16 protein-coding genes are annotated in these 19,900 nt (G+C 67.3%); 6 read left to right on the top strand and 10 right to left on the bottom strand.

Annotated features, from left to right (window positions below):
• Positions 1 to 33 precede the first annotated feature (33 nt).
• The 3 genes from C0R46_RS18170 to cbiB are packed head-to-tail and all read left to right on the top strand — an operon-like array spanning position 34 to position 3,370.
• Positions 34 to 1,356, top strand: a complete 1,323-nt coding sequence (locus C0R46_RS18170; protein WP_102961079.1) for a cobyrinic acid a,c-diamide synthase CobB — start codon at positions 34 to 36, stop codon at positions 1,354 to 1,356.
• Positions 1,353 to 2,378, top strand: coding sequence for a threonine-phosphate decarboxylase CobD (gene cobD / locus C0R46_RS18165; protein WP_102961078.1), 1,026 nt, complete (start codon positions 1,353 to 1,355; stop codon positions 2,376 to 2,378). Before C0R46_RS18170 ends, cobD begins: the two co-directional genes overlap by 4 nt.
• A gap of 5 nt (positions 2,379 to 2,383) precedes the next feature.
• Positions 2,384 to 3,370 (top strand): adenosylcobinamide-phosphate synthase CbiB, encoded by a 987-nt coding sequence (cbiB, locus tag C0R46_RS18160; RefSeq protein WP_102961114.1) that lies wholly within the window; start codon positions 2,384 to 2,386, stop codon positions 3,368 to 3,370.
• Between the two features lie 8 nt (positions 3,371 to 3,378).
• Here the strand turns inward: cbiB and C0R46_RS18155 are convergent, their stop codons facing one another.
• The gene (locus tag C0R46_RS18155; protein ID WP_102961077.1) at positions 3,379 to 4,152 is read right to left on the bottom strand and encodes an adenosylcobinamide-GDP ribazoletransferase; all 774 of its coding nucleotides are present in this window, start codon (positions 4,150 to 4,152) and stop codon (positions 3,379 to 3,381) included.
• Between the two features lie 77 nt (positions 4,153 to 4,229).
• Here C0R46_RS18155 and cobT point away from each other — a divergent pair, with 77 nt between their 5' ends.
• Positions 4,230 to 5,246, top strand: a complete 1,017-nt coding sequence (gene cobT, locus C0R46_RS18150) for a nicotinate-nucleotide--dimethylbenzimidazole phosphoribosyltransferase (protein WP_102961113.1) — start codon at positions 4,230 to 4,232, stop codon at positions 5,244 to 5,246.
• 62 nt (positions 5,247 to 5,308) lie between these two features.
• Here the strand turns inward: cobT and C0R46_RS18145 are convergent, their stop codons facing one another.
• Both C0R46_RS18145 and C0R46_RS18140 read right to left on the bottom strand, forming a co-directional pair.
• Complete coding sequence (locus C0R46_RS18145) at positions 5,309 to 8,419, bottom strand: efflux RND transporter permease subunit (RefSeq protein WP_102961076.1); 3,111 nt, start codon at positions 8,417 to 8,419, stop codon at positions 5,309 to 5,311.
• Positions 8,416 to 9,717 carry an efflux RND transporter periplasmic adaptor subunit gene (locus C0R46_RS18140; protein ID WP_157944685.1) on the bottom strand — a complete coding sequence of 434 codons (1,302 nt, stop codon included), beginning with the start codon at positions 9,715 to 9,717 and terminating at the stop codon, positions 8,416 to 8,418. The genes C0R46_RS18145 and C0R46_RS18140 overlap by 4 nt, the downstream gene beginning before the upstream one ends.
• 389 nt (positions 9,718 to 10,106) lie before the next feature.
• On the opposite strand from C0R46_RS18140, the gene C0R46_RS18135 reads away from it, so the two are divergent.
• Positions 10,107 to 11,600, top strand: coding sequence for a CoA-acylating methylmalonate-semialdehyde dehydrogenase (locus C0R46_RS18135; RefSeq protein WP_102961074.1), 1,494 nt, complete (start codon positions 10,107 to 10,109; stop codon positions 11,598 to 11,600).
• Between the two features lie 116 nt (positions 11,601 to 11,716).
• Here C0R46_RS18135 and C0R46_RS21375 read toward each other — a convergent pair whose 3' ends face one another.
• The 7 genes from C0R46_RS21375 to C0R46_RS18105 all read right to left on the bottom strand — a co-directional run bounded on the left by C0R46_RS21375 (position 11,717) and on the right by C0R46_RS18105 (position 19,222).
• On the bottom strand, positions 11,717 to 11,836 hold the full coding sequence (locus C0R46_RS21375) for an MFS transporter small subunit (protein WP_425349903.1): 120 nt from the start codon (positions 11,834 to 11,836) through the stop codon (positions 11,717 to 11,719).
• A 14-nt stretch (positions 11,837 to 11,850) separates the two neighbouring features.
• Positions 11,851 to 13,221, bottom strand: coding sequence for an L-lactate MFS transporter (locus C0R46_RS18130; RefSeq protein WP_102961073.1), 1,371 nt, complete (start codon positions 13,219 to 13,221; stop codon positions 11,851 to 11,853).
• Positions 13,222 to 13,318: 97 nt separating this feature from the next.
• Positions 13,319 to 14,527, bottom strand: a complete 1,209-nt coding sequence (locus C0R46_RS18125; RefSeq protein WP_102961072.1) for an OpgC family protein — start codon at positions 14,525 to 14,527, stop codon at positions 13,319 to 13,321.
• Positions 14,528 to 14,540: 13 nt separating this feature from the next.
• Complete coding sequence (gene mdoH, locus C0R46_RS18120) at positions 14,541 to 16,355, bottom strand: glucans biosynthesis glucosyltransferase MdoH (RefSeq protein ID WP_245413662.1); 1,815 nt, start codon at positions 16,353 to 16,355, stop codon at positions 14,541 to 14,543.
• Positions 16,356 to 16,551: 196 nt separating this feature from the next.
• Positions 16,552 to 16,914: a hypothetical protein gene (locus tag C0R46_RS18115; RefSeq protein ID WP_157944684.1), complete on the bottom strand. Its 363-nt coding sequence runs from the start codon at positions 16,912 to 16,914 to the stop codon at positions 16,552 to 16,554.
• Positions 16,911 to 18,452 (bottom strand): OpgD/OpgG family glucan biosynthesis protein, encoded by a 1,542-nt coding sequence (locus tag C0R46_RS18110; RefSeq protein ID WP_102961070.1) that lies wholly within the window; start codon positions 18,450 to 18,452, stop codon positions 16,911 to 16,913. Before C0R46_RS18110 ends, C0R46_RS18115 begins: the two co-directional genes overlap by 4 nt.
• A 305-nt stretch (positions 18,453 to 18,757) precedes the next feature.
• Entirely contained in the window at positions 18,758 to 19,222 is a 465-nt protein-coding gene (locus C0R46_RS18105) for a MarR family winged helix-turn-helix transcriptional regulator (RefSeq protein WP_245413661.1), read from the bottom strand.
• A gap of 256 nt (positions 19,223 to 19,478) precedes the next feature.
• On the opposite strand from C0R46_RS18105, the gene C0R46_RS18100 reads away from it, so the two are divergent.
• Entirely contained in the window at positions 19,479 to 19,889 is a 411-nt protein-coding gene (locus tag C0R46_RS18100) for a dihydrofolate reductase family protein (protein WP_102961069.1), read from the top strand.
• Positions 19,890 to 19,900: the final 11 nt, after the last annotated feature.

Genomic DNA, 19,900 nt, shown 5'->3' with positions numbered 1-19,900 from the left:
CTGCGGTGGGCGAAAGCACGTGAGCGCTGCCGTATGAGCGGCGGCCTCCTGATCGCCGCGCCGTCCTCCGGCGCCGGCAAGACCACGGTGACGCTGGCGCTCCTGCGCGCGTTGACGCGCCGCTTGACGCGCCGCGGCGTCACCGTGGCCTCGGCCAAGGCAGGCCCGGACTATATTGATTCCGCCTTCCACGCCGCGGCGAGCGGCAGCGCCTGTATCAACCTCGATCCCTGGGCGATGCGCCCGAGCCTGCTCGCGGCGCTCGCTGCCGACTCCTGCGACAAGGCCGAGGCCTTCGTGGTGGAAGCGATGATGGGGCTGTTCGACGGCGCGGCCGACGGCACCGGCTCGGCGGCCGATCTTGCCACCACCCTCGATCTTGCCGTGGTGCTGGTGGTCGACTGCGCCCGCCAGTCCCACTCCATCTCCGCGCTGGTCAGCGGCTTCGATCGGTTCCGATCCAATCTTCGACTTGCCGGCGTCATCCTCAACCGCGTCGGTTCGCCGCGCCACGAGGCGCTGCTGCGCGAGGCGCTGGCGCCGATCGGCACCCCCGTGCTCGGCGCGCTGCCGGCGCTGCCCACGCTCGACATCCCGTCGCGCCATCTCGGCCTCGTCCAGGCCGGCGAGCATCCGGAACTCGAGGCGTTTCTGGAACGGGCGGCGGACTGGATCGAGGCGGGGTGCGATATCGAGGCGCTCAAGGCACTGGCACGTCCGGCTGCTGATCGTCCCTCAGCAGTCGCGACGATCGAACGTCCCGCACCGCTGCCGCCGCTCGGTCAGCGCATCGCCGTTGCACGCGATGCCGCATTCGCCTTCGCCTACCCGCATCTGCTCGACGGCTGGCGACGGGCCGGCGCCGAGCTCACCTTCTTCTCGCCGCTTGCCGACGAAGCGCCCGAACCCTCGGCAGCGGCCGTCTACCTGCCGGGGGGCTACCCCGAGCTGCATGCCGGCAGGCTGGCGGCCGCAGAGAGCTTCCGCGCCGGCCTCAACGCTGCCGCGGCACGCGATGCGGCCGTCTGCGGGGAGTGCGGCGGCTACATGGTGCTGGGTGAGACGCTGGAGGACGCTGACGGGGCGACTCACGCCATGCTCGGCCTGCTGCCGGTGGCGACGAGCTTCCGCACCCGCCGTCGCCATCTCGGCTATCGCCGGGTCGAGGCCGCCGGACCGCATTGGCAAGGGACATTGACCGCACACGAATTCCACTATGCGACAGTCGTCCGTGAAGGGCCTGGCGAGCCGCTGTTCCCGGTGGTGACCGATGCACGTGGCGAGGCGCAGGGGCCGCAGGGCCTGCGCCGCGGCCGGGTCGCCGGCTCCTTCATGCACCTGATTGACCGGGCATGAGCGCGACCGAAGCTCACCGGCACGGCGGCGCACTGGATGCGGCCATCGCTCGCTATGGCGGCCGGCGAGAGGATTGGCTCGATCTCTCCACCGGCATCAATCCGGTTCCGCCGCCACTGCCGGAGCTTGCGCCGGAGCTTTGGACGCGCCTGCCCGATGCCGGCCTGGAAGACGAGGCACTGAGCGCGGCGCGGCGCTTCTACGGCGTCACGCAGGCCGATGCGATCGTCGCGGCGCCGGGCACGCAGGCGCTGATCTCAACTTTGCCGCATCTCTTCGCGCCGACGCGCGTCGCCGTCGTCTCACCGACCTATGCGGAGCATGCCGGCGGCTTTTGCGCCGCTGGTCACGATGTCCGGCGCATGGCAACACTGGACGACCTCGATGCGGGTACTCGCATCCTCGTCGTGGTCAATCCGAACAACCCCGACGGCCGCTCCTACAAACGAACGGCGCTGCTGCGCCTGCGGGACGAAATGGCGGTCCGCGACGGCCTTCTGATCGTGGACGAGGCCTTCATCGATCCCGATCCCGGCGAAAGCCTCGCCGGCGAGGCGGGGCGTCCTGGCCTTCTCGTCTATCGCTCCTTCGGCAAGTTCTTCGGTCTTGCGGGCCTCCGCCTCGGTTTTGCGCTGACTGAGCCGGATCTTGCCGCCAGGCTCGCATCCCGCTTCGGCCCTTGGGCGGTCTCGGGGCCGGCACTGGCGATCGCCAAAGCCATGCTGGACGAGAGCGTCGCCGCCACCGTGCGGCAGTCGCTTGATCGTCAGAGCGGCGCACTCGCCGCGGTGTTGGAGCGGGCAGGGCTGGAGCGCGTCGGCGGCACGACGTTGTTCCAGCTCGTCCGGCATGCCCGAGCCGGCGCGCTGTTTGAGGCGCTGTGCCGCCGTCACATCCTGACGCGCCCTTTCACGGACCAGCCGGACTGGCTGCGCCTCGGCAACCCGGCCGACGCGGCGGCTGCGGAGCGGCTGAGCGCGGCACTGCAAGACAGCCTGACCGAGCTCAGCCGGGGACGCTGATCGTGCTGACCGGTCACATCGCGACGCTGCTCATCGGATCGCTGCTCGATCGCCTTATCGGCGATCCGCCGTGGCTGTGGCGGCGCCTGCCGCATCCGGTGGTGCTGATCGGCGGCGCCATCACATCGCTGGAGCGACGCGGCAACCGGCCGGCGCTGCCCTTCGCCACACGCCGCCGCAACGGCGCCCTGGCGGTCGCACTGCTGCTCTTCGGCGCCATTCTCGCAGGACTGGCGCTACAGGCGCTGTTCGCCGCCGCTCTCGGCCGCTTCGCCATCCTGCCCGAGGCGGTGATCCTCGCTGTGTTCCTGGCGCAGAAAAGCCTCCTTAATCACGTCGCGGCCGTCGACGCGGCATTGCGCTCGGGCGGGCTCGCCGCCGGGCGCCGCACCGTGTCGATGATCGTCGGGCGCGATCCGGAACAGCTGGACGAGGCCGGCGTCTGCCGCGCCGCGATCGAGAGCCTCGCCGAGAACGCCTCGGATGGCATTGTCGCGCCGTGGTTCTGGTTCCTCCTTGCCGGACTGCCGGGCCTCTTTGCCTATAAGGCGCTCAATACGGCGGACTCGATGATCGGGCACATGAACGAGCGCTACCGCGCCTATGGCTGGGCGGCGGCGCGGCTCGACGATGCCGCCAACCTCGTCCCCGCCCGGCTGACGGCGCTGCTGATCGCCCTTGTTGCAGGACTGGAGCGTGGAGCCACGGCGGGACGCTACGCACTGGCCGTCGCGCGCCGCGATGCGCCGTCCCACCGCTCTCCCAATGCCGGCTGGCCCGAGGCGGCGATGGCCGGCGCCCTCGGCCTCTCTCTGGGCGGGCCGCGCCGCTATGGCGAGCTGGAGGTGTCCGCACCGATGCTGAATCCCGACGGGCGCCGGGAGGCAGAGCCCGCGGATATTGCGGCCGCGCTCCGCCTCGCCGATGGCCTGTTCCTGGCGCTCTCAACCGCTGTGCTGGTGCTGTGTCTCGGGCTTCTCGTCACCCGCTGAACGCCATGTCAGGCAAGCGCGACGGCAAGACCGAGCAGGATCGCGATCTCGCATAACTGCTGGCAAGCGCCGAGGCAGTCGCCGGTCTGGCCGCCGAGCCGGCGCTTGACGAAGGCGCGGAAGAGAAACGTCGCGATGCCGCCAAAAAGGATCGGCAGAACCACGCCGAGAGCAGCGGCCGCAGCGTATCCGAGCACCGCGAGGATCGCCGCGCCGAGGCCAAGCCCGAGCCCGCCGGTGCGCCGGCTCGGCTGGCCGACACGGTCGGCTAGCCCACCGATGTCGGCGGAGGGCAGGCTTGCCCACAGCCAGCCCATTGCGCCGCGGCTGGCCGCTGCTGCGGCGAGCACCGCCAGCGCTGCCGCCTCATGGGAGCGCCCGGCGATCTCGGCGGTAAGCCCGATCCTGAGCCCGATCGATAAGATCAGCGCCAGGGCGCCATAGCTGCCGATCCGGCTGTCCTTCATGATGACGAGCGCCCGCTCGCGTTCATGGTGGCCGCCGAGCCCGTCGGCGACGTCGCCGAGCCCGTCCTCGTGCAGCGCACCGGTGGTGAGGACCAGCACCGCGATCGAGAGCGTCGCCGCGACGAGAGGTGACAGGCCGACGGCCGCGACCGCCGCGACGGTGATTGCCGCCGGCAGGGCCGCGATCAGCCCGGCGATCGGAAAGGCATGGGCATCGTCCCCCAGCGGATGGTTGCCGGTGAAGGCGCGGCCGACCGGCGGCAGTCGCGTCAGGAAGGCCAGGCTGCGCAGGGTTGCCGCGGCGATATCGATCATCCATCCCTCGCCGTCTCTGGCGTCGAGGGCGCAGGTCCCTCTAAGAAGCGCCACGATAGACACGAACGGAGCCAATGATGTCCACCACCGGATTGCCCTTCGACGACATCCGCCGGCTGCTGGCAACCATGCCCGGTCCCGATGCCGCCGCCGTGCAGGCCAAGCGCTCGCGCGAAGGGCTGCTGACCAAGCCGCCAGGCGCGCTCGGCCGGCTCGAGGAGCTGTCGGAGTGGCTCGCCGCCTGGCAGGGCCGCGCGCCGGCGGTGACCCGTCCGCTGGTGGCAGTCTTCGCCGGCAATCACGGCGTCGCGGCCAAGGGTATCTCCGCCTATCCACCGGAGGTCACGGCGCAGATGGTGGCGAACTTCGCGGCCGGCGGTGCCGCGATCAACCAGATCTGCGCGGCCTACGATCTAGGCCTCAAGGTGTTCGACCTCGCGCTGGAAGTGCCGACCGAGGACATTTCCGAGGATGCCGCGATGGACGAGCGCGGCTGTGCCGCCACCATGGCCTTCGGCATGGAGGTGCTGGCCGGCGAGCCGGACCTCCTCTGCATCGGCGAGATGGGCATCGGCAACACCACGATCGCCGCGGCGATCTTCGCGGCCCTGTTCGGCGGCCCCGTGCGCGACTGGGTCGGGCCCGGCACCGGCCATGGTGCGGAGGGTATGGCGCTGAAGACGCGTGTCATCGAGCAGGCGCTGGAGCTGCACCGGTCGCATCTTGGCGATCCGCTGGAGGTGCTGCGGCGCCTCGGCGGCCGCGAAGTCGCGGCCATGGCCGGCGCCATCCTCGCCGCCCGCATGCAGCGCGTGCCGGTGATCGTCGACGGCTATGTCGCAACGGCCGCTGCGGCGGTGCTGCAGGCGGCCGAGCCCTCGGCGCTCGACCACTGCCTGTTCGGCCACGTCTCGGCCGAGCCCGGCCACATGAAGGCGCTGGAGCGGATGGGCAAGGTGCCGCTCCTGGCACTCGGCATGCGTCTCGGCGAAGGCACCGGTGCGGCGCTTGCGGCCGGCATCGTCAAGGCTGCCGCCGTCTGCCACACCGGCATGGCCACCTTTGAGCAGGCCGGCGTCTCCAACAAGGAGTGAACCTGCACCTGCCGCTGCGGCTTGATGATCAGCATCGACAGCCGCATCGGGGGGGGCGGCGGTTATTCCGCCGGCGTCCCGCGCGGTGCAGGCGCCGGGGCGTGACCGTCGGGCGCTGCCACAGGGCTGTTGAAGGCGAAGGTCAGCAGCCGTCGGATCCGCGTCTTGGCGCCTTCAATCAGGCTGTGCAGCGTCGGGATGAATACCAGCGACAGCAGCGTCGAGACGACGAGCCCACCGATCACCGCCACGGCCATCGGAGAGCGGAACTCGCCGCCTTCGCCGACGCCGAGGGCGGAGGGCACCATGCCCGCCGTCATAGCGATCGTCGTCATGATGATCGGCCGGGCCCGCTTGTGGGCGGCGTCGATGATCGCGTCGCTCCGCTTCATGCCGGCCGCCTCCTGGGCCACCGCAAATTCCACCAGCATGATGGCGTTCTTGGTGACGATGCCCATCAGCATCAGGAAGCCGATGACGACCGGCAGGCTGATCGCATCGTCGGCAAGGTAAAGGCCGAGGATGGCACCGCCGATCGACAGCGGCAGCGACAGGAGGATGGTGATCGGCGTGATGAAGCTGCCGAAGAGCAGCACCAGCACGGCATAGACCATCAGCACGCCGGCCGCGATGGCGAGCGCAAAGCCGGTGAAGACCTCGCCCATCACCTCGGCATCGCCGGTGTTCTGGATGCTGACGCCGGGGGGCGCGGACTTCACCACCGGCAAGGTCTGGATGGTCTCGACGATGGTGCCGAGCGGCGCACCGGCCGGCAGGTCGGCGCCGACCGTCACCCGGTCACGCCGATCGTAGCGTTCGAGCTGCGAGGGGCCTTGCCCGAGCCTCACATCCGCGACGACGCCGAGCGGCACACTGCCGCCCGTGGATGTCGCGACCTTCTGGTTGCGCAGGAGCGACAGGTCGTTGCGCGCACGCTCCTCGAACCGCACCACGATCGGGACCTGCCGCGTCTCCTTGTTGAACTTGGCCAGATTGGCGTCGACGTCGCCGATGGTCGAGACCCGGATCGTCTGCGCCAGCGAGTTGGCGGTGACGCCGAGTTCGGCCGCGACATCGGCGCGCGGGGTGATCTGCAGCTCCGGCCGCTGCAGCGCGGCACCGCTGGTGACGTTCTTCACCTTGCCGAGCTTGTTGATCTCCGCGATCAGGTCGTTGGAGAAGGCCTCGGCCTTCTGCCGGCTGTCGCCGAGCACCGAAATCGACACGGCGCGCTGGCCGTTGTCGTCGGCAAAGTAGGTGCGGATGTCGGGAATGGCGGCGAGCTCGTCCTCAAGGGCGGTTTCCAGCTGCGCCTTGGTGCGCGTGCGGTCCTCGCGCGGCTTGTAGAAGATGCTGACTGTGGCTCGGGTGGGATCCGTGGTGCCGCCGCCCACCGCCTTGCCGCCATTGACGAGCACATGGGCGATCTCGGGAATGCCATGCATCCGCTCCTCGATCTCACGCATCTTGTCTTCGTTGTCGGAGATCAGCGCACCCGGCGGCAGCTCCACAGACAGGATCGAGCGGCCATTGTCGATGACGGGAATGAAGGTCGTCTCGAGCAGCGTCGCGGAATAGATCGAGCCGGCAAAGAAGCTGAGGCCGAGGACCAGCGTGATCACCCGGTTGCGCAGCGTCCAGGCAAGCATGCGCAGGTAGCCGCGCATCAGGAGCCCGTCCTTCACCGCGCCGTGGTGCGGCCGGTTGCGCAGCATGTAGGCCGCCATCATCGGGGTGATCAGCCGCGCCACCGCCAGCGAGAACAGGACGGCGATCGCCACCGTGAGGCCGAACTGCTTGAAGTACTGGCCGGCAATGCCGGACATGAAGGACACCGGCGTGAACACCGCGACAATGGTCGATGAGATCGCGATGACGGTGAGGCCGATCTCCTCCGCCGCCTCCATGGAAGCGTGGTAGGGATCGCGGCCCATTGCCATGTGGCGCTCGATGTTCTCGATCTCGACGATGGCGTCGTCGACGAGGATGCCGGTGACGAGCGTCAGCGCCAGCAGGCTGATCTGGTTGAGCGAGAAGCCCAGCACCGACATCACGAGGAAGGTCGGGATCACCGACAACGGCATCGCCACGGCGGCGATCAGCGTCGCGCGCCAGTCCCACAGGAACAGGAACACCACGATGACGGCGAGCGCCGCGCCCTCGTAGAGGGTGTCCATCGTCTGCTCGTAGTTGCCGGACGTGTAGGCGCTGAGATCGTCGATCAGCGTGAAGGTGGCATTGGGATAGGCCGTCTGCAGCCGCTGCACGGCGTTACGTACGTTCTCCGCCGCCTGCGTATCCGAGCCGCCGCTCGCCCGCACGATCTGGAAGGCGACCACCGGTTCGCCGTCATAGGTCGCAAAGGAGCGGATCTCGGCGCCGCCGGATCGGACCGTGCCGAGCGCGTCGAGGCGTACCGAGCGGCCGCCGGGGATGGCGATCGGCAGGGCCGCGAGATCGCCGACGCTGAGCGCCGAGCCGATGGCGCGGATGGAGAATTCCTGGCTTCCGAGCGTGCCGCGGCCGCCGCCGAGATTGATGTTGGTGGCCGAGAGCTGCTGGCTGACCGCCGCCGCCGTGACGCCCAGCGAGGCGAGGCGATCGGGGTCGAGGTCGACATTGATCTGCTCGTCGATGCCGCCGATCCGGTTCACCTCGCCGACCGAGGCGAGGCCCTGCAGCTCGCGCTGCACCGAATCGTCGACGAAGTAGGACAGCTCCTCCACCGACAGGGTGGGATCGGTGACCGCATAGGTCATGATCGGCAGGCCCGAAACGTCGACGCGCTGGACGATCGGCTCCTCGATCGCGCCCGGCAGATCGGTGCGGATGCGCGTCACGGCATCCTTGACGTCGTTCAGCGCACGCTGCGGATCGATCTCGAGATTGAACTCCACCGTCGTCGTCGACGTCGAGTCGTTGGCGATGGTCGTGATGTGCTTGACGCCGTTGACGCCGGTGATGGCGTTTTCGACCGGCTGGCCGATCTGCGTCATGATCTCCGAGGGGGCCGATCCCGCCTGTGTCACCGTCACGTTGACGATCGGGATGTCGACATTGGGGAACAGCGTGATCGGCAGCCGGAGAAAGCTGACGATGCCGACGGCGACCAGCGCCAGGAAGATCGCGATCGGCGGAATCGGATGGCGGATCGACCAGGTCGAGAAGTTCATTGCGCGGTCCCCGCGTCCGCCGAGGCTTCGGCGCCTGCCGACTGGGGCGTGTTGGCGCTGACCTCCTGCGGCCCCGGCGTCGCCTCGGACGACGCAGGCTTCACCGGAACCGGCTGGATCTTCATGCCGTCGCGGAAGAACGGCCCGGACTTCGCCACCACTGTCTCGCCGGCGGAGAGGCCCTCGGCAATCTCGATGAAGTCGCCCTCAACGATGCCGGTCCGCACCGGCTTGACGTGGATGGTGCCCTCCTTGTCGACCACCTGCACCGTCTGGCTTTTCGGGCCGGGCACGACGGCGGACAGGGGGACGGCGACGGCGTTGCGCTCCGCGGTGATCACCACGGCGCGGGCGAAGATACCGATCGGCAGGCGGTCATTGCCCGCGATGGAGATCTTCACCGTGCCCTGGCGAGTCTGCGGATCGACATAGGGCGACAGGAGCCGCACCGTCCCCTGATATTCGGCGAAGCCCGAGGGGTAGAGCCTGGCCTTCTGCCCCGGCTTCACATCGGGGATGGCGGTCTCGATGATGTCACCATCGAACTCTACCTCGCCATTGCGGATGAGGGTAAACAGCGGATCCGCCGTGCCGCCCGCCATCTGTCCGATGTCGGCGGCACGTGTCGCGATCACGCCGTCTACGGGCGAGCGCACCTCGGTGCGCGAAAGCTGCAGCGCCGCGTCGTCGCGGCGGGCGCGCGCCTGCTCGATCTGTGCATTCGCGTTGGCGAGCGCATCGCGGCCGGCCTGCAGCGCAGCCTGCGCATTGGCAAGGTTGGTCTCGGCCGTATCGACGGTGGCCTGCGTGCCGGCGCCGCTCCTCAGGAGCTTGTTCGCCCGCGACAGCGCCGTCTCGGCTTGCGAGAGCGTCGCCTGCTGGCCGGCGATCTGGCTGTTCGCCTGCTGCGCGGCGGCTTCGGCGGCGCTGACGGCCGCCTCGGCCTGGGCAAGTTGTGCTTCCAGCGGCGCGCGGTCGAGCCGGACGAGCACGTCGCCGGCCTTGACCTGATCGCCCACCTCGACGCTGACGTCGGTGATCCGGTAGCCCGTCACCTGCGCAGTGACGAGGACGCGTTCTCGCGCCACCAGCGAGCCGTTGATCGGCGCCGTCGCAGTCATCGTCCGTTGGCTTGCCGTCACGACGGTCGCCGCAGGCAGGCGAAGGCGGCTCTCGGCGGCTGGCGCCGGCTTTTCCTGCGCCAACGCTGCCTCGCCCGAGGCGAGCGGCGCGATGCTCAGTGTCGCCAGGACGAGGAAAGCCGGTGCCGGACGTCCGACGATACGAATGAGCGACACTGCGGCATCCCCTGGTATGCTATTGGTCCGGCGGCCAGAGGACGCTGCGGTACCGTCGGCAACATGTGGGTGCGACGTCATCCGCTTGCGAGTCCGGCGGCGCAGCTGCGCCTGTTGCCCGATGACGCTTTGCCGGGCCACACCATTTTCCGCATGGCGGACGTGCGGCACCAAGTCCGCCGTCGCACGCAACGCGCCATTATCACGCGAAAGCGTTGCAATTCTTTTCGGCGATTTCACGAAGGATGGCAACGGATCGCCTGACGTAGCGGCATCAGCCGCGATGCGGCCGCCAGGAGCGTCTCGGCGCCGTCGGCGTGCTCTTGAAGCTTGCCGGGCGCAGCAAGGCGCGCGATGACTGCGCCGAACGGGATCGGAGGACATCTGACATGAGCGATATCGGCCACTTCATCGACGGCGCGCGGATCGAAGGCGGCGATCGCAGCGCCGCGGTCTTCAATCCCGCGACGGGCCAGGTTGAGCGGCGCGTCGCTCTGGCCGATGCGACCATCCTGCAGCGGGCGGTGGATGCCGCCAAGGCCGCACAGCCGGGCTGGGCCGCGACGAACCCGCAACGGCGTGCCCGCGTCTTCATTCGATTCGTCGAGCTCCTGAACGCTCACATGCAGGAATTGGCCGAGCTTCTCTCCTCCGAGCACGGCAAGACCGTCGAGGATTCCAAGGGCGACATCGTGCGCGGCCTGGAGGTCTGCGAGTTCGTCATCGGCATTCCGCACCTGTCGAAGGGCGAGTTCACCGAGGGCGCCGGACCGGGCATCGACATGTATTCGATCCGCCAGCCAGTCGGCATCGGGGCCGGCATCACGCCGTTCAATTTCCCCGCGATGATCCCGATGTGGATGTTCGCGCCAGCGATCGCCTGCGGCAACGCCTTCATCCTCAAGCCCTCCGAGCGCGATCCGTCGGTGCCGATGCGTCTCGCCGAGCTGATGATGGAGGCAGGCCTGCCGAAGGGCATCCTCCAGGTCGTCAATGGCGATCGCGAGAGCGTCGACGCGATCCTCGATCATCCCGATATCGGCGCGGTCTCCTTCGTCGGCTCGACGCCGATCGCGGCACATGTCTATGCCGAGGCGACGCGCCGGGGAAAGCGCGCCCAGTGCTTCGGCGGCGCCAAGAACCACATGATCATCATGCCCGATGCCGATCTCGATCAGGCCGCGGATGCGCTGATCGGCGCCGGCTATGGCTCGGCGGGCGAGCGCTGCATGGCCATTTCGGTAGCCGTACCGGTGGGCGAGGCGACCGCGAACGCGCTGGTCGAGCGGCTGGCGCCGAAGGTGGAGGCGCTGAAGATTGGCCCCTTTACCGATGCCGCCGCCGATTTCGGGCCGGTCGTCACCAAGGCCTCGCAGGAGAAGATCCTCGGCCTCGTCGACAAGGGGATCGAGGAGGGCGCCGAGCTCGTGGTCGACGGGCGGGGTTTTCGCATGCAGGGCTATGAGGAGGGCTTCTTCGTCGGCGCCTGCCTGTTCGACCGCGTCACGCCGGACATGGCGATCTACCGCGAGGAGATTTTTGGCCCGGTGCTCTCTGTCGTTAGGGCGGCGGACTACGAGGAGGCGCTGTCGCTGCCGATGCGGCACGACTACGGCAACGGCGTTGCGATCTTCACCCGCGACGGCGATGCGGCCCGCGACTTCGCTTCGCGCGTCAATGTCGGCATGATCGGCATCAACGTGCCGATCCCGACGCCGCTCGCCTACCACTCCTTCGGCGGCTGGAAGCGCTCGGCCTTCGGCGATCTCAACCAGCATGGCCCGGATTCAATCCAGTTCTGGACGAGAACCAAGACGGTGACCAGCCGCTGGCCATCCGGCATCAAGGAGGGCGCGGAGTTCTCCATGCCGGTCATGCGGTAGGACGAGGGCAGCTGCCGCTCGGCGGCGTGGCCATCTGCATATGACAAAGGCGGCACCGTTGGGCGCCGCCTTCCGTTTCGTTTGTTTTGAGGACTGACCGGCCGTGCCGGCGGTCCTCAGCGGAACAGCGCCATGGCATTGCTGAGCGTCATGATCACGCCCCAGGCGAGCGGGATCCCGACAAAGGCCCAGGCGAGCACGAGCTTGGCGGTGCTGGTGGTGGTTTGCGTCTGCATCGCGGCCTCCTCCTCTAGGCCACAGCCGGTTCGGCCGCCATGTGGTGGCGGTCGGCAACAGGGCTCATCAGGAAGTTCAGGACGAAGCCGACCGCGAGCAGGCCGGCCATGATGTACATCGTCACCGTATAGGCGTCCGCTTTCACCACGCCCTGGCTGATCTGGTACTCGCGGATGTAGTTGACGAGCACCGGCCCTGCGACGCCCGCGACGGACCAGGCGGTCAGCAGCCGGCCATGGATGGCGCCGACATAGCGTGTGCCGAAGATGTCCCTGAGATAGGCGGGAATAGTGGCAAAGCCGCCGCCATACATCGACAGGATCACGGCGTAGAACAAGACGAACAGCACGACGCTGCCCATCTGGCCGGCCGTCGGCACCAGAGCGTAGAGAACGATGCCGAGCGCGAAGAAGCACATATAGGTGTTGCGCCGGCCGATATAGTCCGAGGTCGAGGCCCAGAAGAACCGCCCCGCCATGTTGAAGAGGCTGAGGAGCCCGACGAAGCCGGCGGCGGCCGCCGGCGTGATCGTGCCCGGAAACATTTCCTGGATCATCGCCGAGGCCTGGCCGAGCACGCCGATGCCGGCGGTGACGTTGAGGCAGAGAACACCCCAGAGCAGCCAGAACTGCCGTGTCTTCAGCGCCTCGTCCACATGGACATTGGCGGTCGTGACGAGGCGGCTCGACGTTGTCGGCGCCACATAGCCAGCCGGTGCCCAACCGGGCGCGGGGGTGCGCACGATCATCGCTCCGACCATCATGAAGATGAAGTAGGCGATGCCGAGGATCAGGAAGGTGCCGGCAACGCCGACCAGGCTCATCAGATAGACCGACAGCGGCGAGGCGATGAAGGCGCCGCCGCCAAATCCCATGATCGCCATGCCCGTCGCCATGCCGGGCCGGTCGGGAAACCAGCTCATCAGCGTCTTCACCGGCGAGATGTAGCCGAGGCCGAGACCGCAGCCGCCGATCACGCCATAGCCAAGGTAGATCAGCCAGAGCTGGTGCCAGAGGACGCCGAGCGCCGCGACGATGAAGCCGCCGCCGAAGCAGGCCGCCGCCGTCGCCATGGTCTTGCGCGGGCCGACCTTCTCGACCCACGCCCCGCCGAAGGCTGCCGACAGGCCGAGGAAGACGATGGCGATGGAGAAGATCCAGCCGAGCTCGGTCAGCTTCCAGTCATCCGGTGCCGGCTCGGCGCCGCCGATCAGCTTGGACATCGGCAGGTTGAATACCGAGAAGGCATAGGCCTGCCCGATGCACAGATGCACGCACAGGGCTGCCGGCGGCACCATCCAGCGATTGAAGCCCGGCCCGGCCACTGTGCGCTCGCGCGACAGCCAGCCGCCGCCGGACGCCGCGCGTCCAGTGGGTAACGTCATGGTGTTCCTCCCCAAGATACGAAGGGAAGCTTCCGATATTTTGAGGAAATGTACAACCGAGGCGCGCTGCGGCGGAATCGCGCCTCGAGTCAGGCGATCAGGCCTTGGCGGGAGCGGCGCGGGCGCCGCCCTCGGACATCGCAGCCCCGATACGTCCGCCGGCATCAGCGCGCCGGTCTGCGGTCTGCCGGGCAGGCGTGTTGAGATCACGCCACCAGTCGAGATAGCGGGCGAGGGCGAACTGGATCGCAAGGCCGCTGACGATCAGCACCGTATCCAGCGCGACGGACGGGATGGTCCCGTAGCGGATCACCTGGCCAGCCAGGGAGAGCATCGTGCCGGTCGCGAAGATCGGCAGCGAATGGCGGCCGAGGACGGCCAGCGGGTTTTCGCGTCGGATGGCCGAGATCGGCGAGGTTTTCGGTGCATAGGCGAAGACGTAGATGACGGCCAGCACATGCAGCAGGCGAGGCGCGGTCAGGTAGGTCTTGTCGAACGTTCCCAACAGGAAAGGCAGGCCGAGCGACTGCTCCATTCCGAAAAGGTCGAAGCTGACGAAGACCAGCGCGAAGACGACATAGGCGAGCGCTGCGCAGTAGACGAGCGGCGAATAGGCGACGGCGTAGCCGCGCTGCCAGCGTGACAGGCCGCAGTAAAGGCCGAGCGCGAACAGGAACTGCCAGGCGAAGGGATTGAAGAACCAGCCGCCCTCCTGCGGAAAGTTGGGCATGTCGAAGCGCCAGATTCCGCAGGCGACCCACAGCGCCGCCGAGGCGAGCAGCATGGTGTGACGTCCGTATCGTGCGACCAGGAGCAGTACCGGCAGCATCACGAGGATCGCCGAATACATTGGCAGGATGTTCACATAGCCGAGCTGATGGCCGAGCGTCGGGATACCGATCATCACATCCAGCGGCCGCGTCAGGAACATCGCGAGATTGTTCATCTGCAGGAGCTCGCCCCGCCCGAAGGCGAACGCGGACCAGGCAAACAATGCAATCGCCATGACCGTCAGAAGGATGTGCACGAGATAGAGCACGCCCGCGCGGCGCAGCGCCTTGATCGATGCCTTGACCGGATCGCCCGACAGATAGCCCTTGCCATAGGCAAAGGCGGACGCGAAGCCTGCGAGGAACACGAACACCTCCGCCGCATCGGAGAAGCCGAAGTTGCGGCTGGTGACGTTCTCCCAGATGGTGCCCGGTATGTGATTGACGAAGATCATCATCAGCGCGACGCCACGCCAGAAGTCGACGCGGTGGTCTCGCCCGGCCGGCTTCGGTGTGATTGCGGGATTACTCGACACTGTATGACTCGTCTCAGGCTGACTTCGCGGCGAGGGCCGGCCGCAGGACGGCGGCGCGGTCGGGCAGCGGAACGCTGTCGTCGATCCGCGACAGGCGCCGACGCCACTCACGCGCCGACAGGATGATCGGCTCCGGCCGCGTCTCGAACGGGGTCGCGAAGAGGCCCGTCTTGCGCGCGGCGTTGCCGAGGCCGGGGTCGCCTGTGAAGCTGATCAGGAAGGGAGCGGCGACGAGCGGCAGGGCGATCGGGCAGACCCACAGGAACAGCTCGGGCGCATAGAGGAAGGTTGCGACCAGCAGGGCAGCACCGGCGATCACCATCCACCAGCTGCTGCTGAAGGCTGCTGAAAGCGGAAGGCCTTCGTCCTCGCGGTCGGTGGACGGCCAGCCGCTGTCGGCGCCGATCAGGATCTCCACCACGGCCTTCGACTGGAACATCATCATGATCGGGGCGAGCACGCTCGTCATCACCAGCTCGGCGGTCGCGCTGGCCAGCACGGTCAGCGGTCCGCCGAAGGCCCGGCCGCTCGGCGTGAACGCGCGCGAGAAGGAGATCAGCGTCTTCGGCAGCAAGAGCAGGATGAAGATGCCGAGCAGCAGCAGCAGCGCCTTGCCGGTTTCCGGCTGCGGGAACACCGGGAACAGCGAATCGGCCGGGAAGTAGTTCGGCGCCGGCGTCAGGATCGGATCGAGAAGGCTGACGATCAGGAACATCAGCCAGATCGGCGAGGCGACATAGGCCATGATGCCGCTGACAAGCGACACCCGGCTCCACAGCCGCAGTCCCGGTGCCAGCACCAGCCCGCCATGCTGCAGGTTGCCCTGGCACCAGCGGCGGTCGCGCTTGGCATATTCGATGATGTTCGACGGGGCTTCCTCGAAGGAGCCGCCAAGGTCCGGATCGACGCGTACCTTATAGCCGGCGCGCGAGAGGAGGGCGGCCTCCACGGTGTCGTGGCTGAGGATCTCGCCGCCGAAGGGCGCCTTGCCCGGCAGCTTCGGCAGCCCGCAGGAGGCCGCAAAAGCCCTTGTGCGGATGATGGCGTTATGGCCCCAGAACGGTCCCTCGCGGCCCTGCAGCGCCGCAATGCCGCGCGAGAAGATCGGTGAATAGAGGGCGGCGGAGAACTGCAGCGCCCGGCCGAACAGCGTGCTGCGGCCGATGATCAGCGGCTGCGTCTGCAACAGGCCGAGCTCCGAATCGCTGTCCATGCGCGCCACCATCTGGACGATGGTGTCCGGTCGCATCAGGCTGTCGGCGTCGAGCACCAGCATATACTCGTAGGCGCCGCCGTTATTAGTGACGAAGTCCGCGATGTTGCCCGCCTTGCGGCCGACATTCTGGGCGCGATGGCGATAGTAGAGCCGGCCGGCGGCCTGCAACTGCGCCGTCAATGCGTAGACGGCGCGGGTCTCCGCTTCGACATGGGCCGGTTTGGTGGAGTCGCTGAGAACGTAGATGTCGAAATCATCGGCAAGGCTCGTCTCCCGCAGGCCCTCCAGCATGGCGGCGACGCGGGCGAAGACGGAGGTCGCGTCCTCGTTGTAGACGGGCACGAGGATCGCCGTGCGTCCCTCGCTGCGCCAGCTCGGCCGCAGCGCGGGCTTGGGCGAGACCTTGGCGCTGATGATGCCGGCCACGGCCGTGTTGAAGCCCCAGGCAAGCCAGAGGCAGCAGATCACCAGCAGCGCGATCTGGACGATGTGCAGATTGGTCGTGCCATTGACCGTGATGATCGTCGCGAACAATCCGCCTGCGGCGATCGCGAGAAGGAGCGAGGTCAGCGCGAAGATCGCGCGCCGTAGCGGTATCATGCGATCGCCCACCGATTGCGCTCCTAGCGGTCAGGAAACGTCTGGAAAAGGGAATGTCACGGTCGACGCATGCGTCGGCCGTGATCTATGATGTCTAGATGGCTTATGTCAGCTGAACCGCCGATGAACGATCGTCCACCAAGCTGTCATCCTCTGCCCGCCCATCACTGCCACGCATGTGCTGCGACGGAAGAGCTGGGCTGGATGATCAGCGGCGGCGGACCGGCAGCCGGGCGAAAGCCAGGACGCCGTTCTCCCGGCCAGCTTCGCGCCGGCGCTCGTTGCGGATGATCTGCAGCGGCATCGACAGCCGCGCCTGCGGCGGCGGCAGAACCAGCGTGCGCATGAACTTCAGGGCCGCGGCATCGCCGCCCTTCGCCCTCTCCAGCACGCGCGCGGCACCATCGGGCGAACGGCCACGAACGGCGAGCTGCATCGCAATCGCCTCGATCACGACGTCGTCGGAAAGATCCGGCCGGCCGACGATCATGCCGCCGGTGGGCAACTGGCCACCGAAGGCATCCGCTACCGCAGAGTCATCGCTTTCGGCAGGCAACGCTGTGGGAGTCATACGGCACCCGTCCACTGATAGAGCCAAGTCTCGCTTATAATGCGTTGCAACATAGAAAGTTTCGCACGCAATTCCACGGGCTCGGAATCAAGTTTTTCGAGTTCGAGGGAGAGTCTCCAGCCGTTGTCGGGGAGTCGATCGACTCCGACATGGATGATCTTTGCATTCGCCGATACGTCGACCACCGGATCGATGGGCGTACCGATCGGCAGGTTCCTAGCGGTGCCGCCGATGAAGTTGATGGCAAAGCGCCGCGTCGTCGGCGTGCCCTTGTCGAGGTCGGCCGCATTGCCGCCGACGCCGACGAAGCTTCCGCCGACACGGGCAAGCCCGTCGGGTGCCTGCACGTCCAGGCCCCAGCGCATGCGGTAGCGGAACTCATAGGCGCTACCGGCATCCGGCTTCTCGTCCGGAACCCAGAAGGCAACGATGTTGTCGTTGACCTCGGACGGCGTGGGGATTTCGACGAGCTCGATGGATCCGCGGCCCCAGTCGCCGAGCGGCTCGATCATCAGCGACGGCCTGAGGTCGTAGCGGGCCTCGACGTCCTCGTAATGCGAGAAGGTGCGATCGCGCTGCAGGAGGCCGAACGCACTGGGCGACGACTCCTGGAAATACGACATCGACAGCTTTTCCGGGTTGTTCAGCGGCCGCCACAGGCGATCACCGTTCTGCCGGTGGATGGCAAGGCCGTCGCTGTCGTGGACTTCCGGCCGGAAGTCGTCATGACCTTCGGCATTTTCGCCGAAATAGTACATGCTGGTCAGCGGCGCGACGCCGAGCCGGTCGACCGCCTTGCGGAAGTAGAGCCGCGTCGTCACGTCCATCACCGTCTGCGGGCCAGGCGTGATGGTGAAGGCATAAGCCCCGGTCAGGCTCTCGCTATCGAGCTCGGCCATCAGGCGCAGCGTCGTCTCGCCCGGCTGCGGACGGGTGACGTAGAAGGCGGTGAAGCGCGGGAACTCTTCCGGTGATCCGGTGGCGGTGTTGATCGCAAGGCCGCGGGCCGAGAGGCCGTAGCGCGTCCCCATGCCGAGGGCGCGGAAATAGCTGGCACCGAGGAAGGTCACCAGCTCGTCGAAATAGTCCGGCCGGTCGAGGGCGGCATGCAGGCGGAAGCCCGCGACGCCCGACAGGTTGATCGGCTGGAAGCGCGAGGGGTCGAGCGGCGGCCGATACTCGAAGTCGGAGGAGCTGAAGACCTTCGGCTCGAAGGTCTTGCCGTCGCCGATGAAGATCTGCGTCGTATCCTTAAACACCCAGCCGGGATAGAAGGCCTGCAGCTGGAAGTTGACGGGATCGTTCAGCCACTGGGCGTGATCCGGACGGAAGCGGATCGCCCGATGCTCGTCATAGTTGAGAGTGGCGACTTCCTCAGGGAGCTGCGACTCCGGAAGCTGGAAAGGCTGCTGCGACAGCTGCAGCATCTTGGCCGACAGGGCCTCGAAGTCGAACGGCGCGGGCTCCGCCGCCGGAGCGGGAGCAGGGGCGGCAGGCTGCGGCGCAGGTGCCTGCGGGGCCGCTGCCTGTTGCGCCATGGCCGGGCGCGCGACAGCTGCGGCCACCGCCGCAGCAAGAGCTGATTTCAAAGCGGTACGGCGGGAAGGCAACGCAGTCTGGGTCACTAATTCACTGTCTGTTTGTGCGAGTGCTCAGGCGATTAGCATATGCACAAACATGGCCCTTGCAAGGCTGTTGAAGGGCGAGTCGGAGTGCAATTCACCATCGTGGTGAACCGGTTTAAAGACGCTCATCCGACGCGCGCAAAGTCGCTGCTTCGCGCGACCTCGCGCGGCTGTAAACCGCCGAAATGCGACGCCGGCTCAGACCTCTGCCGTACAGCTCAGCGGCGGCGCCGCAGCTTCGTGCTCAGAAGTGTATCGGCCTTGGCAAGGGCCGTCGCCAGATGCAGGCGCTCACCCTCGGGAAGGGAGCCACTGAGCTCGGCCTCCAGGCGGACCCAGACGTCGCGAGCAGCGTCTCGCACTTCCTGGCCGGCTGGTGTGATGATCACCATGGTCCGCCGGGCATCGTGACTATGCGACTGCCGTTCAACCAGCTGCTTCTCGATCAGCCGGTCCAGCATCTTGGAGACCGTCGAAGGCCTGACGGCGAGCTGGTCGGCAAGATCGGAGACGCTGACCGGCGTATCCTGATCGAGTCGGTCCAGGAGTTGGTCCTGGCCGGGATGCAGATCGATCTCGGCCAGAACGAGGGAGAGGAAGGCTCGCGTCGACTTTGCAATCGACAGCAGCGATGGGACGAGCGTCTGCGGCGTACCGCCGACGGTCGACCGGCGTGACTGCAACGGAGCACGCGAAGGTGAGTGAGTGAGAGCTAGTTCTTCCATGGGTAGAAACGTAAAAGCCTCTCCCCCCGCTGACACTAAAGTATTTTAGTCATCGAAATAATTTTAAGATCACGCATTCGTCAGATATTTCCGTCTGCTACGGGGATGCAGTTCCTCTGGACAACGTGCCTTGACGACCTAGGCGCGGCGCGACAAACGGTTGTGATATCCGCTCTCCTCGGAGCGGCACGCGACGTCGAACAGGGTACATGACATGGCAGATGTAAGGTCGATCATTGCGATCGGGCAGAGCGGACAGCTCGGCCTCAACGGTCATCTTCCCTGGGAAGGCAAACGCGGACGGCCCTTCGTTGAGGATGTCGAGCGCTTCTTCGATATCACCCGCGGGCACGTGCTGATCGCCGGGCCGAAGACGATCGGCGCGGTGCCCGACTTCGCGCGCGGCGACCGGACTCTGGTGGTGATCCGTTCGGGCGATGATCCGCAGGAGGTACTGGGCCGTTTTCCGGACCGGACTGTCTACATCGGCGGCGGCCCGAAGGTCTGGGACGTCTATGCCAAGTACATCCGGCATTGGGATATCAACCGCATGCCCTATGATGGTCCCGCCGACCGCTGGTTCGATCCCGCCTGGCTGCTGGCCGGCGGCACCGCCAAACGCTGAGCCTCGGTCAG

The sequence above is a fragment of the Mangrovicella endophytica genome (assembly GCF_002893625.1).
Lineage (GTDB): Bacteria > Pseudomonadota > Alphaproteobacteria > Rhizobiales > Rhizobiaceae > Mangrovicella > Mangrovicella endophytica.
Note: the sequence above shows the minus strand (reverse complement) of the source record. Positions and strands in the feature narration are given on the sequence as shown.

Coding starts and splice junctions, on each gene's coding strand:
- C0R46_RS18170 (WP_102961079.1), top strand. CDS start 34: ATGAGCGGCGGCCTCCTGATCGCCGCGCCGTCCTCCGGCGCCGGCAAG.
- cobD (WP_102961078.1), top strand. CDS start 1,353: ATGAGCGCGACCGAAGCTCACCGGCACGGCGGCGCACTGGATGCGGCC.
- C0R46_RS18155 (WP_102961077.1), bottom strand. CDS start 4,152: ATGATCGATATCGCCGCGGCAACCCTGCGCAGCCTGGCCTTCCTGACG.
- cobT (WP_102961113.1), top strand. CDS start 4,230: ATGTCCACCACCGGATTGCCCTTCGACGACATCCGCCGGCTGCTGGCA.
- C0R46_RS18145 (WP_102961076.1), bottom strand. CDS start 8,419: ATGAACTTCTCGACCTGGTCGATCCGCCATCCGATTCCGCCGATCGCG.
- C0R46_RS18135 (WP_102961074.1), top strand. CDS start 10,107: ATGAGCGATATCGGCCACTTCATCGACGGCGCGCGGATCGAAGGCGGC.
- C0R46_RS21375 (WP_425349903.1), bottom strand. CDS start 11,836: ATGCAGACGCAAACCACCACCAGCACCGCCAAGCTCGTGCTCGCCTGG.
- C0R46_RS18130 (WP_102961073.1), bottom strand. CDS start 13,221: ATGACGTTACCCACTGGACGCGCGGCGTCCGGCGGCGGCTGGCTGTCG.
- C0R46_RS18115 (WP_157944684.1), bottom strand. CDS start 16,914: ATGACTCCCACAGCGTTGCCTGCCGAAAGCGATGACTCTGCGGTAGCG.
- C0R46_RS18110 (WP_102961070.1), bottom strand. CDS start 18,452: ATGGCGCAACAGGCAGCGGCCCCGCAGGCACCTGCGCCGCAGCCTGCC.
- C0R46_RS18100 (WP_102961069.1), top strand. CDS start 19,479: ATGGCAGATGTAAGGTCGATCATTGCGATCGGGCAGAGCGGACAGCTC.